Annotated in this window: 17 protein-coding genes; 4 read left to right on the plus strand and 13 right to left on the minus strand. The window is 71.9% G+C overall.

Annotation, left to right across the window (positions count from 1 at the left end; translation table 11 throughout):
- Nucleotides 1-32 precede the first annotated feature (32 nt).
- From ACGFX4_RS27210 to ACGFX4_RS27255, 10 genes are all read right to left on the minus strand, one after another.
- Nucleotides 33-563 (minus strand): SigE family RNA polymerase sigma factor, encoded by a 531-nt coding sequence (locus ACGFX4_RS27210; RefSeq protein WP_345701892.1) that lies wholly within the window; start codon nucleotides 561-563, stop codon nucleotides 33-35.
- 255 nt (nucleotides 564-818) lie between these two features.
- Entirely contained in the window at nucleotides 819-2,099 is a 1,281-nt protein-coding gene (locus ACGFX4_RS27215) for an aspartate kinase (protein WP_345697942.1), read from the minus strand.
- 238 nt (nucleotides 2,100-2,337) lie between these two features.
- Entirely contained in the window at nucleotides 2,338-2,982 is a 645-nt protein-coding gene (locus tag ACGFX4_RS27220) for a DUF5063 domain-containing protein (protein WP_393079496.1), read from the minus strand.
- Nucleotides 2,975-3,574 (minus strand): recombination mediator RecR, encoded by a 600-nt coding sequence (recR, locus tag ACGFX4_RS27225; protein WP_393079673.1) that lies wholly within the window; start codon nucleotides 3,572-3,574, stop codon nucleotides 2,975-2,977. The genes ACGFX4_RS27220 and recR overlap by 8 nt, the downstream gene beginning before the upstream one ends.
- A 149-nt stretch (nucleotides 3,575-3,723) precedes the next feature.
- Nucleotides 3,724-4,254, minus strand: a complete 531-nt coding sequence (locus ACGFX4_RS27230; RefSeq protein ID WP_345697944.1) for a nuclear transport factor 2 family protein — start codon at nucleotides 4,252-4,254, stop codon at nucleotides 3,724-3,726.
- A gap of 108 nt (nucleotides 4,255-4,362) precedes the next feature.
- The gene (locus ACGFX4_RS27235; RefSeq protein ID WP_393079499.1) at nucleotides 4,363-5,049 is read right to left on the minus strand and encodes an NADPH-dependent F420 reductase; all 687 of its coding nucleotides are present in this window, start codon (nucleotides 5,047-5,049) and stop codon (nucleotides 4,363-4,365) included.
- Nucleotides 5,050-5,143: 94 nt separating this feature from the next.
- Nucleotides 5,144-6,589, minus strand: coding sequence for an ankyrin repeat domain-containing protein (locus ACGFX4_RS27240; protein ID WP_393079502.1), 1,446 nt, complete (start codon nucleotides 6,587-6,589; stop codon nucleotides 5,144-5,146).
- A gap of 53 nt (nucleotides 6,590-6,642) precedes the next feature.
- Complete coding sequence (locus ACGFX4_RS27245; RefSeq protein WP_393079505.1) at nucleotides 6,643-7,311, minus strand: SDR family oxidoreductase; 669 nt, start codon at nucleotides 7,309-7,311, stop codon at nucleotides 6,643-6,645.
- 32 nt (nucleotides 7,312-7,343) lie between these two features.
- Nucleotides 7,344-7,679, minus strand: coding sequence for a nuclear transport factor 2 family protein (locus ACGFX4_RS27250; protein WP_393079508.1), 336 nt, complete (start codon nucleotides 7,677-7,679; stop codon nucleotides 7,344-7,346).
- 113 nt (nucleotides 7,680-7,792) lie between these two features.
- A complete protein-coding gene (locus ACGFX4_RS27255) occupies nucleotides 7,793-9,265 on the minus strand; it encodes an MFS transporter (protein ID WP_393079510.1) in 1,473 nt (490 codons plus the stop codon).
- Between the two features lie 154 nt (nucleotides 9,266-9,419).
- Between ACGFX4_RS27255 and ACGFX4_RS27260 the strand changes: the two genes are divergently transcribed.
- The 4 genes from ACGFX4_RS27260 to ACGFX4_RS27275 are packed head-to-tail and all read left to right on the plus strand — an operon-like array spanning nucleotide 9,420 to nucleotide 12,287.
- Nucleotides 9,420-9,899, plus strand: coding sequence for a VOC family protein (locus ACGFX4_RS27260; protein ID WP_393079513.1), 480 nt, complete (start codon nucleotides 9,420-9,422; stop codon nucleotides 9,897-9,899).
- A 47-nt stretch (nucleotides 9,900-9,946) separates the two neighbouring features.
- Entirely contained in the window at nucleotides 9,947-10,645 is a 699-nt protein-coding gene (locus tag ACGFX4_RS27265) for a TMEM175 family protein (RefSeq protein ID WP_393079515.1), read from the plus strand.
- A gap of 1 nt (nucleotide 10,646) precedes the next feature.
- Nucleotides 10,647-11,603 carry an NADP-dependent oxidoreductase gene (locus ACGFX4_RS27270; protein WP_393079518.1) on the plus strand — a complete coding sequence of 319 codons (957 nt, stop codon included), beginning with the start codon at nucleotides 10,647-10,649 and terminating at the stop codon, nucleotides 11,601-11,603.
- A 48-nt stretch (nucleotides 11,604-11,651) separates the two neighbouring features.
- Nucleotides 11,652-12,287, plus strand: a complete 636-nt coding sequence (locus ACGFX4_RS27275; protein WP_393079521.1) for a nuclear transport factor 2 family protein — start codon at nucleotides 11,652-11,654, stop codon at nucleotides 12,285-12,287.
- Between the two features lie 76 nt (nucleotides 12,288-12,363).
- Here the strand turns inward: ACGFX4_RS27275 and ACGFX4_RS27280 are convergent, their stop codons facing one another.
- From ACGFX4_RS27280 to ACGFX4_RS27290, 3 genes are all read right to left on the minus strand, one after another.
- Nucleotides 12,364-12,678, minus strand: a complete 315-nt coding sequence (locus ACGFX4_RS27280; protein ID WP_393079676.1) for a YbaB/EbfC family nucleoid-associated protein — start codon at nucleotides 12,676-12,678, stop codon at nucleotides 12,364-12,366.
- A gap of 65 nt (nucleotides 12,679-12,743) precedes the next feature.
- Entirely contained in the window at nucleotides 12,744-13,310 is a 567-nt protein-coding gene (locus ACGFX4_RS27285; RefSeq protein ID WP_393079524.1) for a GNAT family N-acetyltransferase, read from the minus strand.
- A gap of 25 nt (nucleotides 13,311-13,335) precedes the next feature.
- On the minus strand, nucleotides 13,336-15,531 hold the full coding sequence (locus ACGFX4_RS27290) for a DNA polymerase III subunit gamma and tau (RefSeq protein ID WP_393079527.1): 2,196 nt from the start codon (nucleotides 15,529-15,531) through the stop codon (nucleotides 13,336-13,338).
- Nucleotides 15,532-15,547: the final 16 nt, after the last annotated feature.

The following is a 15,547-nucleotide window of genomic DNA, read 5'->3' on the forward strand; positions in this document are numbered from 1 at the left end:
CCGGGCCGCCCGGGCCGGGGCCCGCGGAGCGGTCAGTCATCGCTGCCGCTCTCCATCAGCGTGCGCAGTGCCGTGAGTCCGCGCGAGCCGTACGCCTTCACCGAGCCGATGGAGATGCCGAGCACCTCGGCGACCTGAGCCTCGGTCAGATCCGCGTAGTAGCGCAGCACGAGCACCTCCCGCTGACGGCGTTGCAACCCCCGTAGCGCGGTCCTCAGCTGATCGCGCTCCAGCGCATCGTAGGCCCCTTCCTCTGCACTGGCCATGTCAGGCATGGGCTTGGGCAGCAGCCGCAGGCCGAGGATCCGTCGCCGCAGCGTGGACCGGGAGAGGTTGACCACGGTCTGCCGCAGGTAGGCCAGGGTCTTCTCCGGGTCACGGACCCGTCGCCGGGCGGCGTGCACCCGGATGAAGGCTTCCTGGACGACGTCCTCGCAGGAGGAGAGGTCGTCGAGGAGCAGGGCCGCCAGTCGCAGCAGGGAACGGTAGTGCGCCTGGTAGGTCTCGGTGAGCTGATCGACGCTGGCCCCGGTCGCGTCCGCTGCCGCCGCAGCAAGGCCCATCCGACTATCGACCGGCCGTCGGGCCGCCCCGAGCGGGATGGCCACCGCCACCGCCGCCCCCATCATGTTCGCCACGCCTGTTGGACACTCGATCCCCTGTCCTGGTTGCCCTGACCTGGGGGGCATTCTTCACCAAAAGGCGAATCCCCCTCCAGAGCTCGGACGCTCCGGAAGGGGATTCTGACAGACTGTCTCACCGCCCGCCGGGGGAACGGCTACGATCCCCGGCCTACGGCGGGGGTCGGCGACCGCCGGTCAGCGGCCGGTGCCCCCGTAGACGACGGCCTCGTCGGTGTCGCTGTCCAGGCCGAACGCGGTGTGCACGGCGCGGACGGCCTCCGGGACGTCCTCGGCGCGGGTGACCACCGAGATGCGGATCTCCGAGGTGGAGATCAGCTCGATGTTGACGCCGGCCTCGGAGAGCGCCTCGAAGAAGGTCGCGGTGACACCCGGGTTGGACCGCATGCCGGCGCCGACCAGGGAGATCTTGCCGATCGCGTCGTCGTAGCGCAGCGACTCGTAGCCGATGCCCTCCTTGACCCGGCCGAGCGCGTCGATGGCCTTCTGGCCCTCGGTCTTCGGCAGGGTGAAGGTGATGTCGGTGAGGCCGGTGGAGGTGGCGGAGACGTTCTGCACCACCATGTCGATGTTGACCTCGGCGTCCGCGATGGCGCGGAAGATGCGGGCCGCCTCGCCCGGCTTGTCCGGCACGCCGACGACCGTGATCTTGGCCTCGGACGTGTCGTGGGCGACTCCGGAGATGATGGCCTGCTCCATCTCGCCCCCTTCGGGCTTGTTCGGGTTGTCGTTGCTGACGATCGTCCCCGGGAGACCGGAGAAGGACGAGCGTACGTGAATCGGGATGTTGTAGCGCCGCGCGTACTCCACACAGCGGTCCAGCAGCACCTTGGAGCCGGAGGAGGCCAGCTCCAGCATGTCCTCGAACGCGATCCAGTCGATCTTGCGAGCCTTCTTGACCACGCGCGGGTCGGCGGTGAAGACGCCGTCCACGTCGGTGTAGATCTCGCAGACCTCGGCGCCGAGCGCCGCGGCCAGCGCGACGGCGGTGGTGTCGGAGCCGCCGCGGCCGAGCGTGGTGATGTCCTTGGAGACCTGGGAGACGCCCTGGAAACCGGCCACGATCGCGACGTTGCCCTCGTCGAGGGCGTTGCGGATGCGGCCCGGCGTCACGTCGATGATGCGCGCCTTGTTGTGCGTCGAGTCGGTGATCACACCGGCCTGGCTGCCCGTGAAGGACTGGGCGTCGAAGCCCAGCGTTTTGATCGCCATGGCCAGCAGCGCCATGGAGATGCGCTCTCCGGCGGTCAGCAGCATGTCGAACTCACGGCCGGACGGAATAGGGGTCACCTGCTCCGCGAGTTCGATGAGCTCGTCCGTCGTGTCGCCCATCGCGGAGACCACGACGACGACCTCATGGCCGGCCTTCCTGGTGTCCACGATTCGACGGGCGACGCGCTTGATGCCCTCGGCATCCGCAACGGATGAGCCGCCGTACTTCTGCACGACAAGGCCCACGGGGGCTCCTCGACTTGGGGTGGTCTGGTCGCGGTCAGTCTAACGACGCGGTCACGCCGAACCGGGGCATTCCGCATACTGAGACGGCGATATCGACCCGTGGGCACCCCGGACGGGCAGGTCTGCGGACCCGGCCCGGCCGCCCAGGAGATTTGCCGGAGAGCCGACCGTCTGCTCCCCGGATTTCGCGCGCCCGGAAATTTCTGACGGTTGCGTCACAGCGCCCGTCGGAGCCCCGTCACATCCCGAGTTCGGCGGCCATCAGGTCGCCCGCCTGCTTCTCCAGCTCCTCGTCGCTCAGCCCGTCGTTGTCGGTGTCCGCACCGTCGGGCGCGGCGCCGAGCGGGCTGTCCAGCCGGACGTGCGCGACCAGCGACTGCAGCGCCCGCAGCACCGCCGAGCAGGTCGTGCCCCAGTTGGACAGGTACGAGAACTGCCACCACCAGAGCGCCTCGCTGATCCGGCCCTCCCGGTAGTGGGTCAGGCCGTGCCGCAGCTCGCTGACCACCCCCGCGAGGTCGTCGGAGATCCGGAAGGCGTTCGGCATCTCCGGCGGCCCGTACGGGTCGAAGACCTCGTGGTAGACGTCGATCGGGGCGAGCAGCTCGGCCAGCCGGTCCCGCAGCTCCACGCCGTCCGGCTCGGGGCCCGCGTCGGGCTCGAAGCGGTCCTCCGGCACGACGTCCTCGATCGCGCCGAGCCGGCCGCCGGCCAGCAGCAGCTGGGAGACCTCGAGCAGCAGCAGCGAGATCGCGCTGCCCGGCTCGTCGCCCTTGGCGACCTCGGTGACGGCGAGCACGAAGCTCTCCACCGAGTCGGCGATCTGGACGGCGAAGTCGTCCGGCTCGTCGTTGTGGGTGAGGGTGTGGCTACGTTCAGACATCGAGCAGTCGTCTCCCTTCGAAGGCCCGGCCGAGGGTGACCTCGTCGGCGTACTCCAAGTCCCCGCCGACGGGCAGGCCGCTCGCCAGCCGGGTGACCTTGAGGCCCATCGGCTTGCACAGCCGGGCCAGGTAGGTGGCGGTGGCCTCCCCCTCCAGATTGGGGTCGGTGGCCAGGATCAGCTCGGTGACGGTGCCGTCGGCGAGCCGGGTCATCAGCTCGCGGATCCGCAGGTCGTCCGGGCCGACGCCCTCGATCGGGCTGATCGCGCCGCCCAGCACGTGGTAGCGGCCGCGGAACTCCCGGGTGCGCTCGATGGCCACCACGTCCTTGGGCTCCTCGACCACGCAGATCACCGCCAGGTCGCGGCGCGGGTCCAGACAGACCCGGCACTGCTCGGCCTCGGCGACGTTGCCGCACACCACGCAGAAGCGGACCCGCTCCTTGACCTCCAGCAGCGCGTGCGCCAGCCGGCGGACGTCCACCGGGTCGGACTGCAGCACGTGGAAGGCGATCCGCTGCGCGCTCTTGGGCCCGACGCCGGGCAGCCTGCCCAGTTCGTCGATCAGGTCCTGAACCACGCCCTCGTACAACGTCATGCCTTCCGCCGGCCCGGACGGTCACCGGGGTCCGATTGCTCCGGTGCCATCATCCAACGAATCGGGCGTCGGACACACCATCCGACGCCCGACTCGTGGAATCCGTTCCCGTCGCACCCGGCTCGGGCCCGATCGGGCCCGGCTCAGACGTAGCGGCCGATCACGTCGACGATCACACCGTCCTTGATCAGGTAGGCGTAGGTGAAGTGCTCGGTGACCCCGCCGCCACGGGCGGTGAAGACGTACTCGATCACGGTGCGGTCGCCCTTGGTGGTGACCGAGATCTCCCGGTAGTGGCCCTTGTCGTCCACCACGTCGGGGCGGATGAAGGTGTTGACGATCGCGTCCCGGCCGGTGAACTGCGAACCGGCCCGGTCGAAGTGGGCGTTCGGGGCGAACGCCGCGGTGATGCCCGCGACGTCGCCGCGGTTGGCGGCGTCGGTGTAGCCGCGCGCCACCCCGAGATCGCCCGCGCCGGGGGTGCCGGTGCTCGCGGGCAGCGCCTCGGCGGCGGCCACCACGGCGTCGGTGGTGCCGGTGGCGCTGATCTCGGCGGCGGCGGGCCGCCGGTCGGCGCCGGAGTCGGTGGTGGCCGCGCAGGCGGTGCAGAGCACGGCGACGCTGAGCATGGCGGCCGCGGCCTGGGCGGCCCGGCGGGTCAGCTGGTCGGTCATCGGTCTGGCTCCTCGCGTTCGGCTGTTCTCGGCTTCGGCGGTTGTCGTCTTCTGCGGCTGTCGTCTTCTGCGGTTGTCGGGATGCGGTCCGCTGCGGGATCCGGCCGGTCAGGCCCGCTGGACGTGGAAGTTGAACTCCCAGGTGCCGAGCGCGCCCCACACCCGGATCCAGAGCGGCAGCAACTGCTCGGTGCCGCGGGCCGCGGTCAGGTCGCCGAGGTCGACGACCGACCCGGCGGGCCAGCCGAAGGCGGCCAGCAGCTCGGCGGTCTCCTTCTTCGCGGCCTCGTCGTCGCCGCACAGGAAGACCTCGTGCGGGCCGGCCAGCCGGCCGGGCTCGACCATCACCGAGCAGTTCATGGTGTTGAGCGTCTTGACCACCCGGGCGGCCGGGAAGGCCCGCTGGATGGACTCGGCGAGGCTGTCGGTGTTGACCGGGTCCAGGGTCGGCGGCATCCCGTTCGAGAAGTCGAGCGGGTTGGCGACGTCGATCAGCACCTTGCCGGCCAGGTTCGCCGCGCCGGCGGCGGTCAGCGCGCCGATGCTGGCCGAGCCGAGCGAGGCGTTGACCACCGTGTCGGCGCCGGCCGCGGCCTCGGCGAAGCCGGTCAGCTCGATCTCGGGGTGCTCGGCGGCCCAGAGGGCGTACGGCGGGTTGCCGTAGCCGTCCGGCTCGGTGCGGGCCAGGGTCTGCTCGACGTCCCGGGTGCCGACGGCGACCCGGTGGCCGAGCGAGGCCAGCTTGGCCGCCAGGGTCCGGCCGACGATGCCGGTTCCGATGACTGCGTAGCGCATGGCGGGTGTGCTCTCCCTGTCGGTGGCAGTGGTGGGGGGACACGCCTGCGGGCCCCGGGAGCGGCCCCGGGGCCCGCAGGGTGCTTCGGGGGCGTCAGGCCGCCGGGGCCAGCCGGACGGCCAGCTCGTGGTCGGCGCCGAGCACCTCGACCGCCAGGTCGTACGGGGTCTTGCCGTCGTGACCGGTCAGGTCGGTGCGGGCGCCCGCGTCGATCAGGATCCGGGCGCAGTCCTCCCAGCCGTGCCACAGCGCGTCGTGCAGCGGGGTGTAGCCGTTGGTGGCGCCCTGGAAGTCCAGGTCGATGCCGTCCGCCACCACCAGGTCGGCGGTGATCGCGGCGTGGCCGTTGTAGACGGCCTTGTGCAGCGGGACGGCGCCGAAGCAGGGCTCGACCGCGTTGACGGTCGCGCCGGCGGCGAGCAGCAGGCGGGTGATCTCCTGGTGGCCGTCGCGGGTGGCGACGTGCAGCGGGGTGTGGCCGTCGTTGAAGCCGTTGAGCCGCGGGAAGCGGGCCTCGACGTCCGCGCCGGCCGCCAGCAGCGAGCGGACCTGCTCGACGTCGTCGGCGACCACGGCGGCCATCAGCTGCTGGGAGGCGACCGTCTCGGCGTCGCTCTTGCGGCGGTCCTCCAGCAGCTGCTCGGCGCGCAGCAGCAGGTCCTTGCCCCGAGTGTTGACGTTGAGCTCGTACTCGAAGTGCTGGCGCAGCGAGAAGCCGTAGTGGGTGTACACCTCCAGGCCGGCGCCCTGGTCGAGCAGGTAGCCGACCAGGTCCGGGTACTTGAACCAGAGGGCGTCCATCAGCGGGGTGTGGCCGGTGGTCGGCGCGACCGCGTCGACGAAGGCACCGGCCTCGACCAGCAGGCGGGCGACCGCGACGCTGCCGCTCTGGCAGGCCTTGTGGAGGGCGGTGGCCCCGGCCCGGGAGTCGGCGGTGAACGGGTCGGCGCCGGCCTCCAGCAGCAGGGCGACGAGGGTCTCGTCGCCGCGGCCGGCGGCGATCAGCAGCGGGGTGAGGCCGCTGTCGGCGTCCCGGTGGTTGACGTCGGCGCCCTCGACCTCGATCAGGGTGCGGGCGGTGTCGGCGTCGCCGGCGTGCACGGCGGCGAGCAGGCGCTCCTGGCGGTCGGCGGTGAAGGCCGCCACCTCGCCGTTGGGGTCGAAGTAGACCTTCCAGTGGGTGATCTTGCCGGAGTCGCCGACGACGAAGCGGTGCGCGTCCTCGATCTCGAACTCCTGCCGGGTGCGGGTCTGCGCGGCCCGGGTGTAGACCACGGCGAACGCGGTGTCGCCCTCGGCCCGCAGGTCGCGGACGCCGTAGTCGAGCACCTCGGTGGTCTCGGCCCGGACGCCGAACGCCGCCTGGACGGCCTCCCGGCCGAGGTGCCGACCCAGGTAGGGGATGACCTGGTTGTAGCGGTCCTGCGGCAGCTCGAAGTCGATGTCCTCGGCCAGGGTGCCTATGACGGTCTCCATGTCGCCGCGGCTGAGGGCGTCGAACCAGCCGGCCACGACCTCGTGGGTGCGGTTGCTGTCCATTGCGGGCGGGCTCCTATCGGACGGGATCCGGGATCAGGGGGACTGCTCCGGACTCAGTGAGAATCGGGGGTCAGCGTGCTGAACAGGTCGTCCCAGTCGGCTCGGACGCCGCCGGACGTGTTGTACATCTCGAAGGTCAGCGAGCGGGCGGCCGGGCTGTAGAGCGACTGCACCACGGCGTCCGCGACGTCCTGACGGGTGATCTCGCCGTCGCCGGTGTCGCCCTGCTCCAGGCGCACGCCGGTGCCGCCGCTGCCGCCGGTCAGCCAGCTCGGCCGGACCACGGTGTAGGGCAGGCCGGAGCGGCGGATCGCGTCCTCGCCGGCCAGGCGCATGTCGAGCATCCGGCCGGTCCGGTTGATCGGGTGGTTCTTGCGGGTCACGTAGATCTGGCTGACCAGCACGATGTGCGGCTTCTCGCCGCCGGCGGTGGCCGCGTCCAGGACGTTGAGCACGCCCCGGTACATGGTGGCCTCGGGGCTGTCCGGGCCGCTGTTGGCGGTGCCCGGCTCGACGCTGATCACCACGGCCGAGAGGCCGGCCAGCGGGAGGGACAGCGACTGGCGGTCCCGCACGTCCGCCTGGTGGGGCTCGGCGCCGGCCTGGGCGCCGCGCGGACGGCGGCTCAGCACCCGCACCTCCTCGCCGCGCTCGAGCAGCCCGGCCACCACCAGGCGGCCGATCCGACCCGCTCCGCCGACGACCGCTACCGGGTTCTCCACTGGTGCTCCTTCAGGTTCGGCGCCGGCGCGGCTCAGGCGAACCGGCCGACGATCTCGGTGATATGACCCATGTTCACCCGATAGGTGTACACAAGGTCCTCACGCAGGCCTCGGGGTGTCGCGAACCGGTAGCCGACGGCCACCTCGCCCGGACGGTCCTCGGTGGGCGCCCCGGTCTCCCGGTACCGCCCGGCCACATCCACCACCCAGGGGACGAAGAAACGGTGCACCGCCGACTCGCGGCCCTCGTAGACGGCGCCGGCCATCTCCACCCTGGCCTCGGGGGCGAGGGCGGCGAGCAGCTCGGACACGTCTCCCCGATTGGCCGCCGCGATGAACTCGCGGGCGACGTCCAGGGCTTCCGACATTTATTAATCCAAGTCTATGACTGTTTGTCAAACCGAGAGTCAAATGCGCTTTCCGGAAGCGCCCGCCGGACCGAGGGAGAAGAGGTCCGGCGGGCACCGGGGAACCGGGCGGTTCAGCGCTCGGCCGCGGCCTCGCTCAGCGGCCGGGAGGCCGCCCGCTCGGCGGGAGCGGCCACCGCGGCGGCCGTCGTCGGACGCAGGCCGAAGAAGCCGACCAACAGACCGGCGACCGAGAACAGGCCGGCCACCAGGAAGGCCCAGCGGAAGTGCGCGACACCCGCGTCGGCGCCACCGGTCGCGGTCAGCACCGCGGCCAGCACGGCCACGCCGACACCCGCGCCGACCTGGTACGAGGCGGTGATCAGACCGGCCGCGACGCCCTGGCGCTCGTCCGCCACGCCGCTGACGCCGGCGATGTTGACGGTCGGGTAGACCAGGCCGTTGCCAATGCCGTGCAGGATGATGCCGGGCAGGATCGCGGTGGTGTAGCCGCTGCCGACGCCCACGCCCAGGTAGAGCAGGACACCGGTGGCCTGGATCAGCATGCCGATGGTGACCACCGAGCGGGTGCCCCAGCGGCCGACCAGCGGACCGGCCGCGAACTTCGCCACCGCGACGATGATCACGCCGAGCGGCAGGAAGGCGAAGGCCGTGGTCAGCGCCGAGTAGTGCAGGGTCTCCTGCAGGTACAGGGTGGCGACGAACTGCCAGCCGATGGTGGAACCGGCCCACACCACGCTGACCAGGTTGGCCGTGCTCAGCGAGCGGGAGCGGAACAGCGAGAGCGGGACCAGCGGCGAGCGGTGCTTCGCCTCGATCACCACGAAGGCGACCAGCAGGGCCACGGCACCGGCCAGCGTGCCGATGGTGCCGGCCGACGCCCAGCCCCAGGCCGGAGCCTGGACCAGGCCGTAGACCAGGGCCATCACGCCGAGGGTCACGGTCAGCGCACCCGCGGCGTCGATCTTCGAGCCGCCGGTCCGCGGGCCGTCCGCCTTGATCAGCGGGCTGGCGAGCAGCACCGCGATCGCGATGACGCCCGGTGCGAAGAACACCAGCCGCCAGTCGATCTCGGTGAGCACGCCGGAGAGGACCAGGCCGAAGCTGTAGCCGCCGGCGCCGGTCATCGCGAAGACGCCGAGGGCGCGGTTGCGCTCGTCGCCCTCCCGGAAGGTGGTGGTGATCAGCGACATCGCGGCGGGGGCGGTGAAGCCGGCCGCGATGCCCTTGAGCACCCGGGTGGCGATCAGCAGGCCGCCCGCGGTGAGGATGCCGCCGAGCAGGCTGGCGACGATGAAGACGACGGTCGCGGCCATGAAGGTGCGACGGCGGCCCCAGATGTCGGCGACCCGGCCGCCGAGCAGGAGGAACCCGCCGTAACCCACGGTGTAGCCCGAGACGAGCCACTGCAGCGAGCCGTCCGACAGGCCCAGGCCGGTCTTGATGCTGGGCAGCGAGACGCCCAGCAGGGAGATGTCGAGCGCGTCGAGGAAGACCGCCCCGCACAGGATCAGCAGCGCAAGCCGCTTCCTGCTGTCGGACAGCTCTCCCGGGTCCGCGATCGATACGCGGTCGATGGTTGTCATGACGGTTCTGGCTCCTCAGGTCTCTGGACAGGACGAGGTCGGGGAGCGCGGAAACCCACGCCCCTTCAGAAAACTCCTAGAGTCAAATATTGTCAATCGCACAGTCAATCGCCTACGCTGCCGAGCACGCCATCGGACCACCAACGGAGGATCCATGACCACCGAGTTGACCCGGGAAGAGGCGCGGGAGTTGACGCGGGAAAAGGTCGGGGACCAGGTCTCCCGGCACGTCACCGGGATGTCGAGCTGCCTGGTGGTCGCCGACCTCGACCGCGCCGCGCACTGGTACCGACGGGTGTTCGGCTTCGAGACCGTCAGCAGCCTCGACATCCCCGAGCGCGGCGAGCGGGTCGCCTTCCTCGCCGCCGGCCCGCTGCGCCTCGAACTCGCCCAGCGGGACGGCTCCGCCGCGCTGCACCGGGCCGACCCGCCCGAGCACGGGTTCGTCCAGGGCCCCAGCCACCTGGCCTTCTACGTCGACGACCTGGACGCCGCCCTGGCCGAACTCGCCGGCCTCGGCGTGCCCGTCGCCGTCGGCCCGGTCGACATCGCCCCGCTGGCCCTCTCGGTCGCCTTCGTCCGCGACATCGAGGGCCACCTCATCGAGTTCGTCCAGACCCCCGGCCGGAGCTGATCCCGGATCAGTCCGCGCCCTCCCGTCCCGATCGGAGGAAGCCCCGCATGGTGACCGCGACCGAACCGATGGTCGAGGAGACCGAGGACGCCCTCGGCAACGTGGAGATGTCCCCCCAGCGGCTGGAGGCGTTCAGCGACGGCGTGTTCGCGATCGCCATCACCCTGCTGATCCTCGAGGTCCACACCCCCTCGCCGGAGGCGATGCGCGCCGGACTCGGCGACGCCCTGCTCCACCTGTGGCCCTCGTACGCGGCCTACTCGGTCACCTTCCTGCTGATCGGGATGATCTGGCTCAACCACCACCTGGTGTTCCACTACATCACCAAGGTGGACCGGCCGCTGATGATCCTCAACCTGATGATGCTGCTCTCGGTGGCCTTCCTGCCCTTCCCCACCGCCGTGCTCGCCGACGCGGTGACCATCGGCCACGGCGAGAAGGTCGCCGCCGCGCTCTACGGCATCGTGCTGATCCTCAGCGGGATCTTCTTCAACGCCATCTGGATCTACGCCTCGCGCGACCACCAGCACCTCGGCGGGCACATCACCCCCGAACAGGCCCGGCGGATCCGCGTCCGCTTCGGCATCGGCCCGTTCCTGTACCTCACCGCGGTGCTGATCTCGATCTTCAACGCGACCGTGAGCATCTGCTTCTACATCGTGCTGCTGATCTCCTACTTCATCGACGTCAGCCCCAAGTCGTCCCGGCCCCAGGCCACTTCACCCGAACCGCCTAAGGAGTTCTGAGATGACCGAGACCATGCGCGCCGTCCGCCAGCACAGCTACGGCGCTCCCGAGGTGCTCCGCCTGGAGGAGAACGTCCCGCGCCCCGAGCCGATGTGGACCGAGGTGCTGGTCCGGGTGCACGCCGCCGGCGTCAACCCGGTCGACTGCAAGACCCGCGACGGCGGCGGGATCTCCCCCTCGCAGGGCCCGCTCCCGATCACCATCGGCTGGGACGTCTCCGGCACCGTCGTGGAGATCGGTGGCGGCGTCACCCGCTTCGCCGTCGGCGACGAGGTCTACGGGATGATCAACTTCCCGCGGATCGGCGGCGGTTACGCCGAGTACGTGACCGTCGACTCCCGCCAGCTCTCCCCCAAGCCCGAGTCGCTCACCCACGTCGAGGCGGCCGGCGTCCCGCTGGTCTCGCTGACCGCCTGGCAGAGCCTGGTCAGCGTCGGCAACACCGGCCCCGGCACCCGCGTGCTGGTCCACGGCGCGGCCGGCGGCCTCGGCCACCTCGCCGTCCAGATCGCCCGCGCCCGCGGCGCATACGTCTGCGGCACCGCCTCCACCGACCAGGTCGAACTGGTCCGCAGCCTCGGCGCCGACGAGGTCTTCGACTACACCAAGGTCCGCTTCGAGGAGCACGCCCACGACATCGACGTGGTCGTCGACACCGTCGCCGGCGAGAACGGCCTGCGCTCGCTGAAGACCATGCGCACCGGCGGCGTCCTGGTCTCGCTGCCCGTCCCGCCGGACGAGGCCACCGCCGCCGAGGCCGCCCGGCTCGGCCTGCGCGCCGTCTCGCTCACCGTCGAGGGCGACCGCAAGGACCTCGAGGACATCACCGCGCTGATCAACGCCGGCGCCCTCAAGCCGATCATCGGCAACGTCCTGCCCCTGGAGCGCGCCGACAAGGCCCACGAGCTCATCGAGACCGGCCAGGCCAAGGGCAAGGTCGTCCTCCAGGTCATCTGACCGCAGTCGTCCGGCCGCCGTCCCCACCCGTACGAATCGAGGATCCCCATGCCCATCATCCGGGTCAGTCTCATCGAAGGCTTCGCCAGCATGGCGGAGAAGGCGCAGATCACCACGGAGATGACCGACGCCCTGGTCGCCGTCATGGGCGAGGTCGCCCGGCCCTTCATCTACGTGACCGTCGACGACATGAAGCCCGGCGCCACCTCGGTCGGCGGCACGCTCCTCACCGAGGAGATGATGCGCGGCGGGATCGTCAGCTCCGAGCAGGAGCTCGCCGTCAAGCTCACCCCGAAGCGGGTCGGCGACGCGTACGCCGCGCTGGACAGCGGCGACCGCGCCCAGATCGAGCAGTACTGGGACAAGGACCTGGTCTGGCACGTCCCCGGCGACAACCAGCTGGCCGGCAAGTACGAGGGCCTGGAGGCCTTCCTCGGCTACGCCAAGTCGCGGCAGGAGATCACCGGCGGCTCGTTCCGCTCCGAGACCGAGCAGATCATGATCGACGGGCACGTCTCCGCCTACCTGTGCCGCAACTCCGCGCACCGCACCGGCGAGGACTGCTCCTGCTCGCTCGCGGTGGACGTCGTCCAGCTGCTGCACTGGAAGGACGGCAAGGTCGTCACCGGCCACGAGGCCTACTTCGGCGACGGCCCCACCGGCAACGACACCTTCTGGCGCTGACGGAACCACAGACGGCTGTGCCCGGCGGGAACTCCACCGCCGGGCACAGCCGTCCGTCCTTCGTCCTGGCGCCGGGTCAGAACGGCAGACCGGGGATCCCGCCGCCGCCGAGGCCCTGGGTCAGCGGGCCCATCCGCTCCGCCTGCAGCTTCTGCGCCGCCGCGGTCGCCTCCCGGACGGCCAGCAGCACCAGGTCCGCCAGCGTCTCGGTGTCCTCCGGGTCCACCGCCGCCGGGGCGATCGTCAGCGCCACCAGCTCGCCCGCGCCGGTCACCGTCGCCTCGACCAGGCCACCGCCCGACGAACCGCTCACCTTCGTCTCGGCCAGCTCCTGCTGAGCCCGGCCGAGCTCCTCCTGCATCTTCTGCGCCTGCTTCAGCAGCTGCTGCATGTTGGGCTGGCCACCAGGGAACACGGCACTCTCCTGCCTTCGAACCGATCTCTTCGCCGTCGAGCCTACGCGCCGGAACCCGGCACCGGCGCCGGACGCAGATCGAGCCCCAGCTCGAGCAGCCGCGCCGTCGGATCCAACGGGTACGGCCGCTCCCCGCCGGTCGGCACGTACCCCAGCCGCTCGTAGAACGCCCGCGCCCGGCCGTTCCCCTCGTGCACCTCCAGCAGCGCCAGCCCGACGCCCGGCTGCTCCCGCGCCCACCCGGTCACCGCACCCAGCAGCAGCTCCGCCGCCCCCGCCGCACGGCCCCGGTGCGCCGGATCCACCCAGACGCTGACCACCTTCGCCACCGGCACCGCCGTCCGGAACTCCCCGTCGTACGCCAGCCGGGACACCACGTACCCGCCCGCCAGGCCGACCCAGGCGCCGTCCGGCGTCACCGCCGCCACCCCGATGGTGGCCGGCCACGACTGCCGCGCCGCCCGGTCCCGCCACTCGGCCTCCGGCAGCGCCGCCGCATCCGCCCAGCGCTCGCCGAACGCCTCCGGCGCGTCCCGCAGCATCGCCAACCGCACCTCGCGGTACGGCTCCCAGTCCCCCGGACCGATCCGGTGCACGCGGTACGCCACGCCCACGGCGCTCCCCTCCCCCGCCTCAGTTGCCGTGGTGGATCTCCTCCAGCACCGTCGCGCCCAACTCCCGGACGATCAGATCCTGCGAGGAGAACGCCTCCTCGTTCAGATCCGGGTCGTCGTCCTCCGGGACGTCGTCCTCCGGCGCGACCTGCGGAGGCATCGGCTCCACCGGACGCTGCGTCTGCGGAGCCTGCTGCACCGGCGCGGCGGACACCACCGACGCCACCGGCTGCGCCACGGCCTCCGGCACCACCGGCACCGGAGCGGGCTGCGCGGGCGCCGCCTGCGGACGCGCCGCCGGCTGCCCCCAACCGCCACCACCCGCCGGCGGCGCCGCAGCGCCACCGCCGAAGCCGCCCTGGCCGCCGGTGCCGCCTCCGAAGCCGCCACCCGCCGGGCCGCCGCCGGACGGGCCGGCCGTACCGCCCGACGGGTCGACGATGCACTCCACCCGCCAGTCGACCCCGAGCGCGTCGGCGAGCGCCTGGCGCAGCACGTCGTCGCTGTGGCTGCCGACGAAGCTGTCCCGGGCGCCCGCGTTCACGAACGACACCTGCAGCACGTTGCCGTCGAAGCCCGCCACCTGGCCGTTCTGGCTGAGCAGGATCCAGGTGAAACGCCGGCGGTTCTTCACCGCGTCGAGGATCTGCGGCCACATCTGCCGGATCTGCGCAGCGCCCTGCTGCGCGGCCGCCGACGGCTGCTGCGTCGCGGCCGCCGCGGGGGCGGGCGCGGGTGTCGGCGGTGCCACCGGGGCGGGCGCGGGGGTCGCGACCGGCGCTGCTACCGGGGCTGCCGGCGCCGGCTCGCCGCCGGCCGGCGGGAAGCTGCGCGGAATCGGCCACGCCCCGGGCGGCGGACCGGCCGGAGCGGGCTCGGGCGCGGCCTGGACCGGCGCTGCCACCGGGGCGGCCGACGCCTCGTACGCCGCCGGGGTCGCCGGAGCGACCGGAGCCGCCTGGGCGACCGGCGCCTCGTACGCCGCCGGAGCCTGCTGGGCCGGGCTCGGCGCGGCGAACACCGCGGCCCCGCCCGCCGGCGCGGCGAACCCGCCGGCCGCCGCGCGGCGCTCCAGCTTGTCCAGCCGCGCCTGCAGCGAGAGCTCGTCGCTGTACGCGCCGGGCAGCATCACCCGGGCGCAGATCAGCTCCAGCTGCAGCCGGGGCGCCGCGTTGCCGCGCATCTCGGTCAGCCCGGTGTTGACGATGTCGGCGCCGCGGCTCAGCTCCGCCGCGCCGAACCGGTCGGCCTGCGCCTGCATGATCGCGACCCGGTCCGCCGGGGCGTCGATCAGCCCCTTCTCCCCCGCGTCCGGCACTGTGGCGAGGATCACCAGGTCGCGCAGCCGCTCCAGCAGGTCCGTCACGAAGCGGCGCGGGTCGTGCCCGCCCTCGACCACCCGGTCGATCACCTGGAACACGGTCGCGCCGTCCTGCGCGGCGAACGCGTCCACCACCTCGTCCAGCAGCGCCGAGTCCGTGTACCCGAGCAGCGAGGTCGCCATCCCGTACGTGACACCGGCCTCGCCGGAGCCCGCCAGCAACTGGTCCATCACCGACATCGAGTCACGCACCGAACCGGCGCCCGCCCGCACCACCAGCGGGAACACCGAGTCCTCGACCTGGATGCCCTCCCGCCCGCAGACCTCCGCCAGGTAGTCGCGCAGCGTGCCGGGCGGCACCAGCCGGAACGGATAGTGGTGCGTCCGGGACCGGATCGTCCCGATCACCTTCTCCGGCTCGGTCGTGGCGAAGATGAACTTCAGGTGCTCCGGCGGCTCCTCCACCACCTTCAGCAGCGCGTTGAAGCCGGCCGAGGTCACCATGTGCGCCTCGTCCAGGATGAAGATCTTGTACCGGCTGTGCACCGGCGCGAAGAACGCCCGCTCGCGCAGCTCGCGCGCGTCGTCCACACCACCGTGCGAGGCCGCGTCGATCTCGATCACGTCGATCGAACCCGGGCCGCCGGTCGCCAGGTCCCGGCAGGACTGGCACTCGCCGCACGGCGTCGGCGTCGGGCCCTGCTCACAGTTCAGACAGCGCGCCAGGATACGGGCGCTGGTCGTCTTGCCACAGCCACGCGGACCACTGAACAGGTACGCGTGGTTGACCCTGTTGTTGCGCAGGGCCTGCTGGAGCGGGGCGGTCACGTGCTCCTGCCCGATGACCTCCGCGAAGGTCTCGGGGCGGTAGCGGCGGTACAGGGCTAGGGACACGCCACCGAGGTTATCG

Source organism: Kitasatospora sp. NPDC048365 (assembly GCF_043200835.1).
GTDB lineage: Bacteria > Actinomycetota > Actinomycetes > Streptomycetales > Streptomycetaceae > Kitasatospora > Kitasatospora terrestris.

Bases quoted from the DNA above. Each gene is read 5' to 3' on its own strand.
- ACGFX4_RS27280 (WP_393079676.1), bottom strand. From the start codon at position 12,678: ATGCAGCAGCTGCTGAAGCAGGCGCAGAAGATGCAGGAGGAGCTCGGC.
- ACGFX4_RS27235 (WP_393079499.1), bottom strand. From the start codon at position 5,049: ATGCGCTACGCAGTCATCGGAACCGGCATCGTCGGCCGGACCCTGGCG.
- ACGFX4_RS27265 (WP_393079515.1), top strand. From the start codon at position 9,947: ATGGTGACCGCGACCGAACCGATGGTCGAGGAGACCGAGGACGCCCTC.
- ACGFX4_RS27260 (WP_393079513.1), top strand. From the start codon at position 9,420: ATGACCACCGAGTTGACCCGGGAAGAGGCGCGGGAGTTGACGCGGGAA.
- ACGFX4_RS27275 (WP_393079521.1), top strand. From the start codon at position 11,652: ATGCCCATCATCCGGGTCAGTCTCATCGAAGGCTTCGCCAGCATGGCG.
- ACGFX4_RS27230 (WP_345697944.1), bottom strand. From the start codon at position 4,254: ATGACCGACCAGCTGACCCGCCGGGCCGCCCAGGCCGCGGCCGCCATG.
- ACGFX4_RS27270 (WP_393079518.1), top strand. From the start codon at position 10,647: ATGACCGAGACCATGCGCGCCGTCCGCCAGCACAGCTACGGCGCTCCC.
- ACGFX4_RS27210 (WP_345701892.1), bottom strand. From the start codon at position 563: ATGGGCCTTGCTGCGGCGGCAGCGGACGCGACCGGGGCCAGCGTCGAT.
- ACGFX4_RS27255 (WP_393079510.1), bottom strand. From the start codon at position 9,265: ATGACAACCATCGACCGCGTATCGATCGCGGACCCGGGAGAGCTGTCC.
- ACGFX4_RS27220 (WP_393079496.1), bottom strand. From the start codon at position 2,982: ATGTCTGAACGTAGCCACACCCTCACCCACAACGACGAGCCGGACGAC.
- ACGFX4_RS27250 (WP_393079508.1), bottom strand. From the start codon at position 7,679: ATGTCGGAAGCCCTGGACGTCGCCCGCGAGTTCATCGCGGCGGCCAAT.
- ACGFX4_RS27240 (WP_393079502.1), bottom strand. From the start codon at position 6,589: ATGGACAGCAACCGCACCCACGAGGTCGTGGCCGGCTGGTTCGACGCC.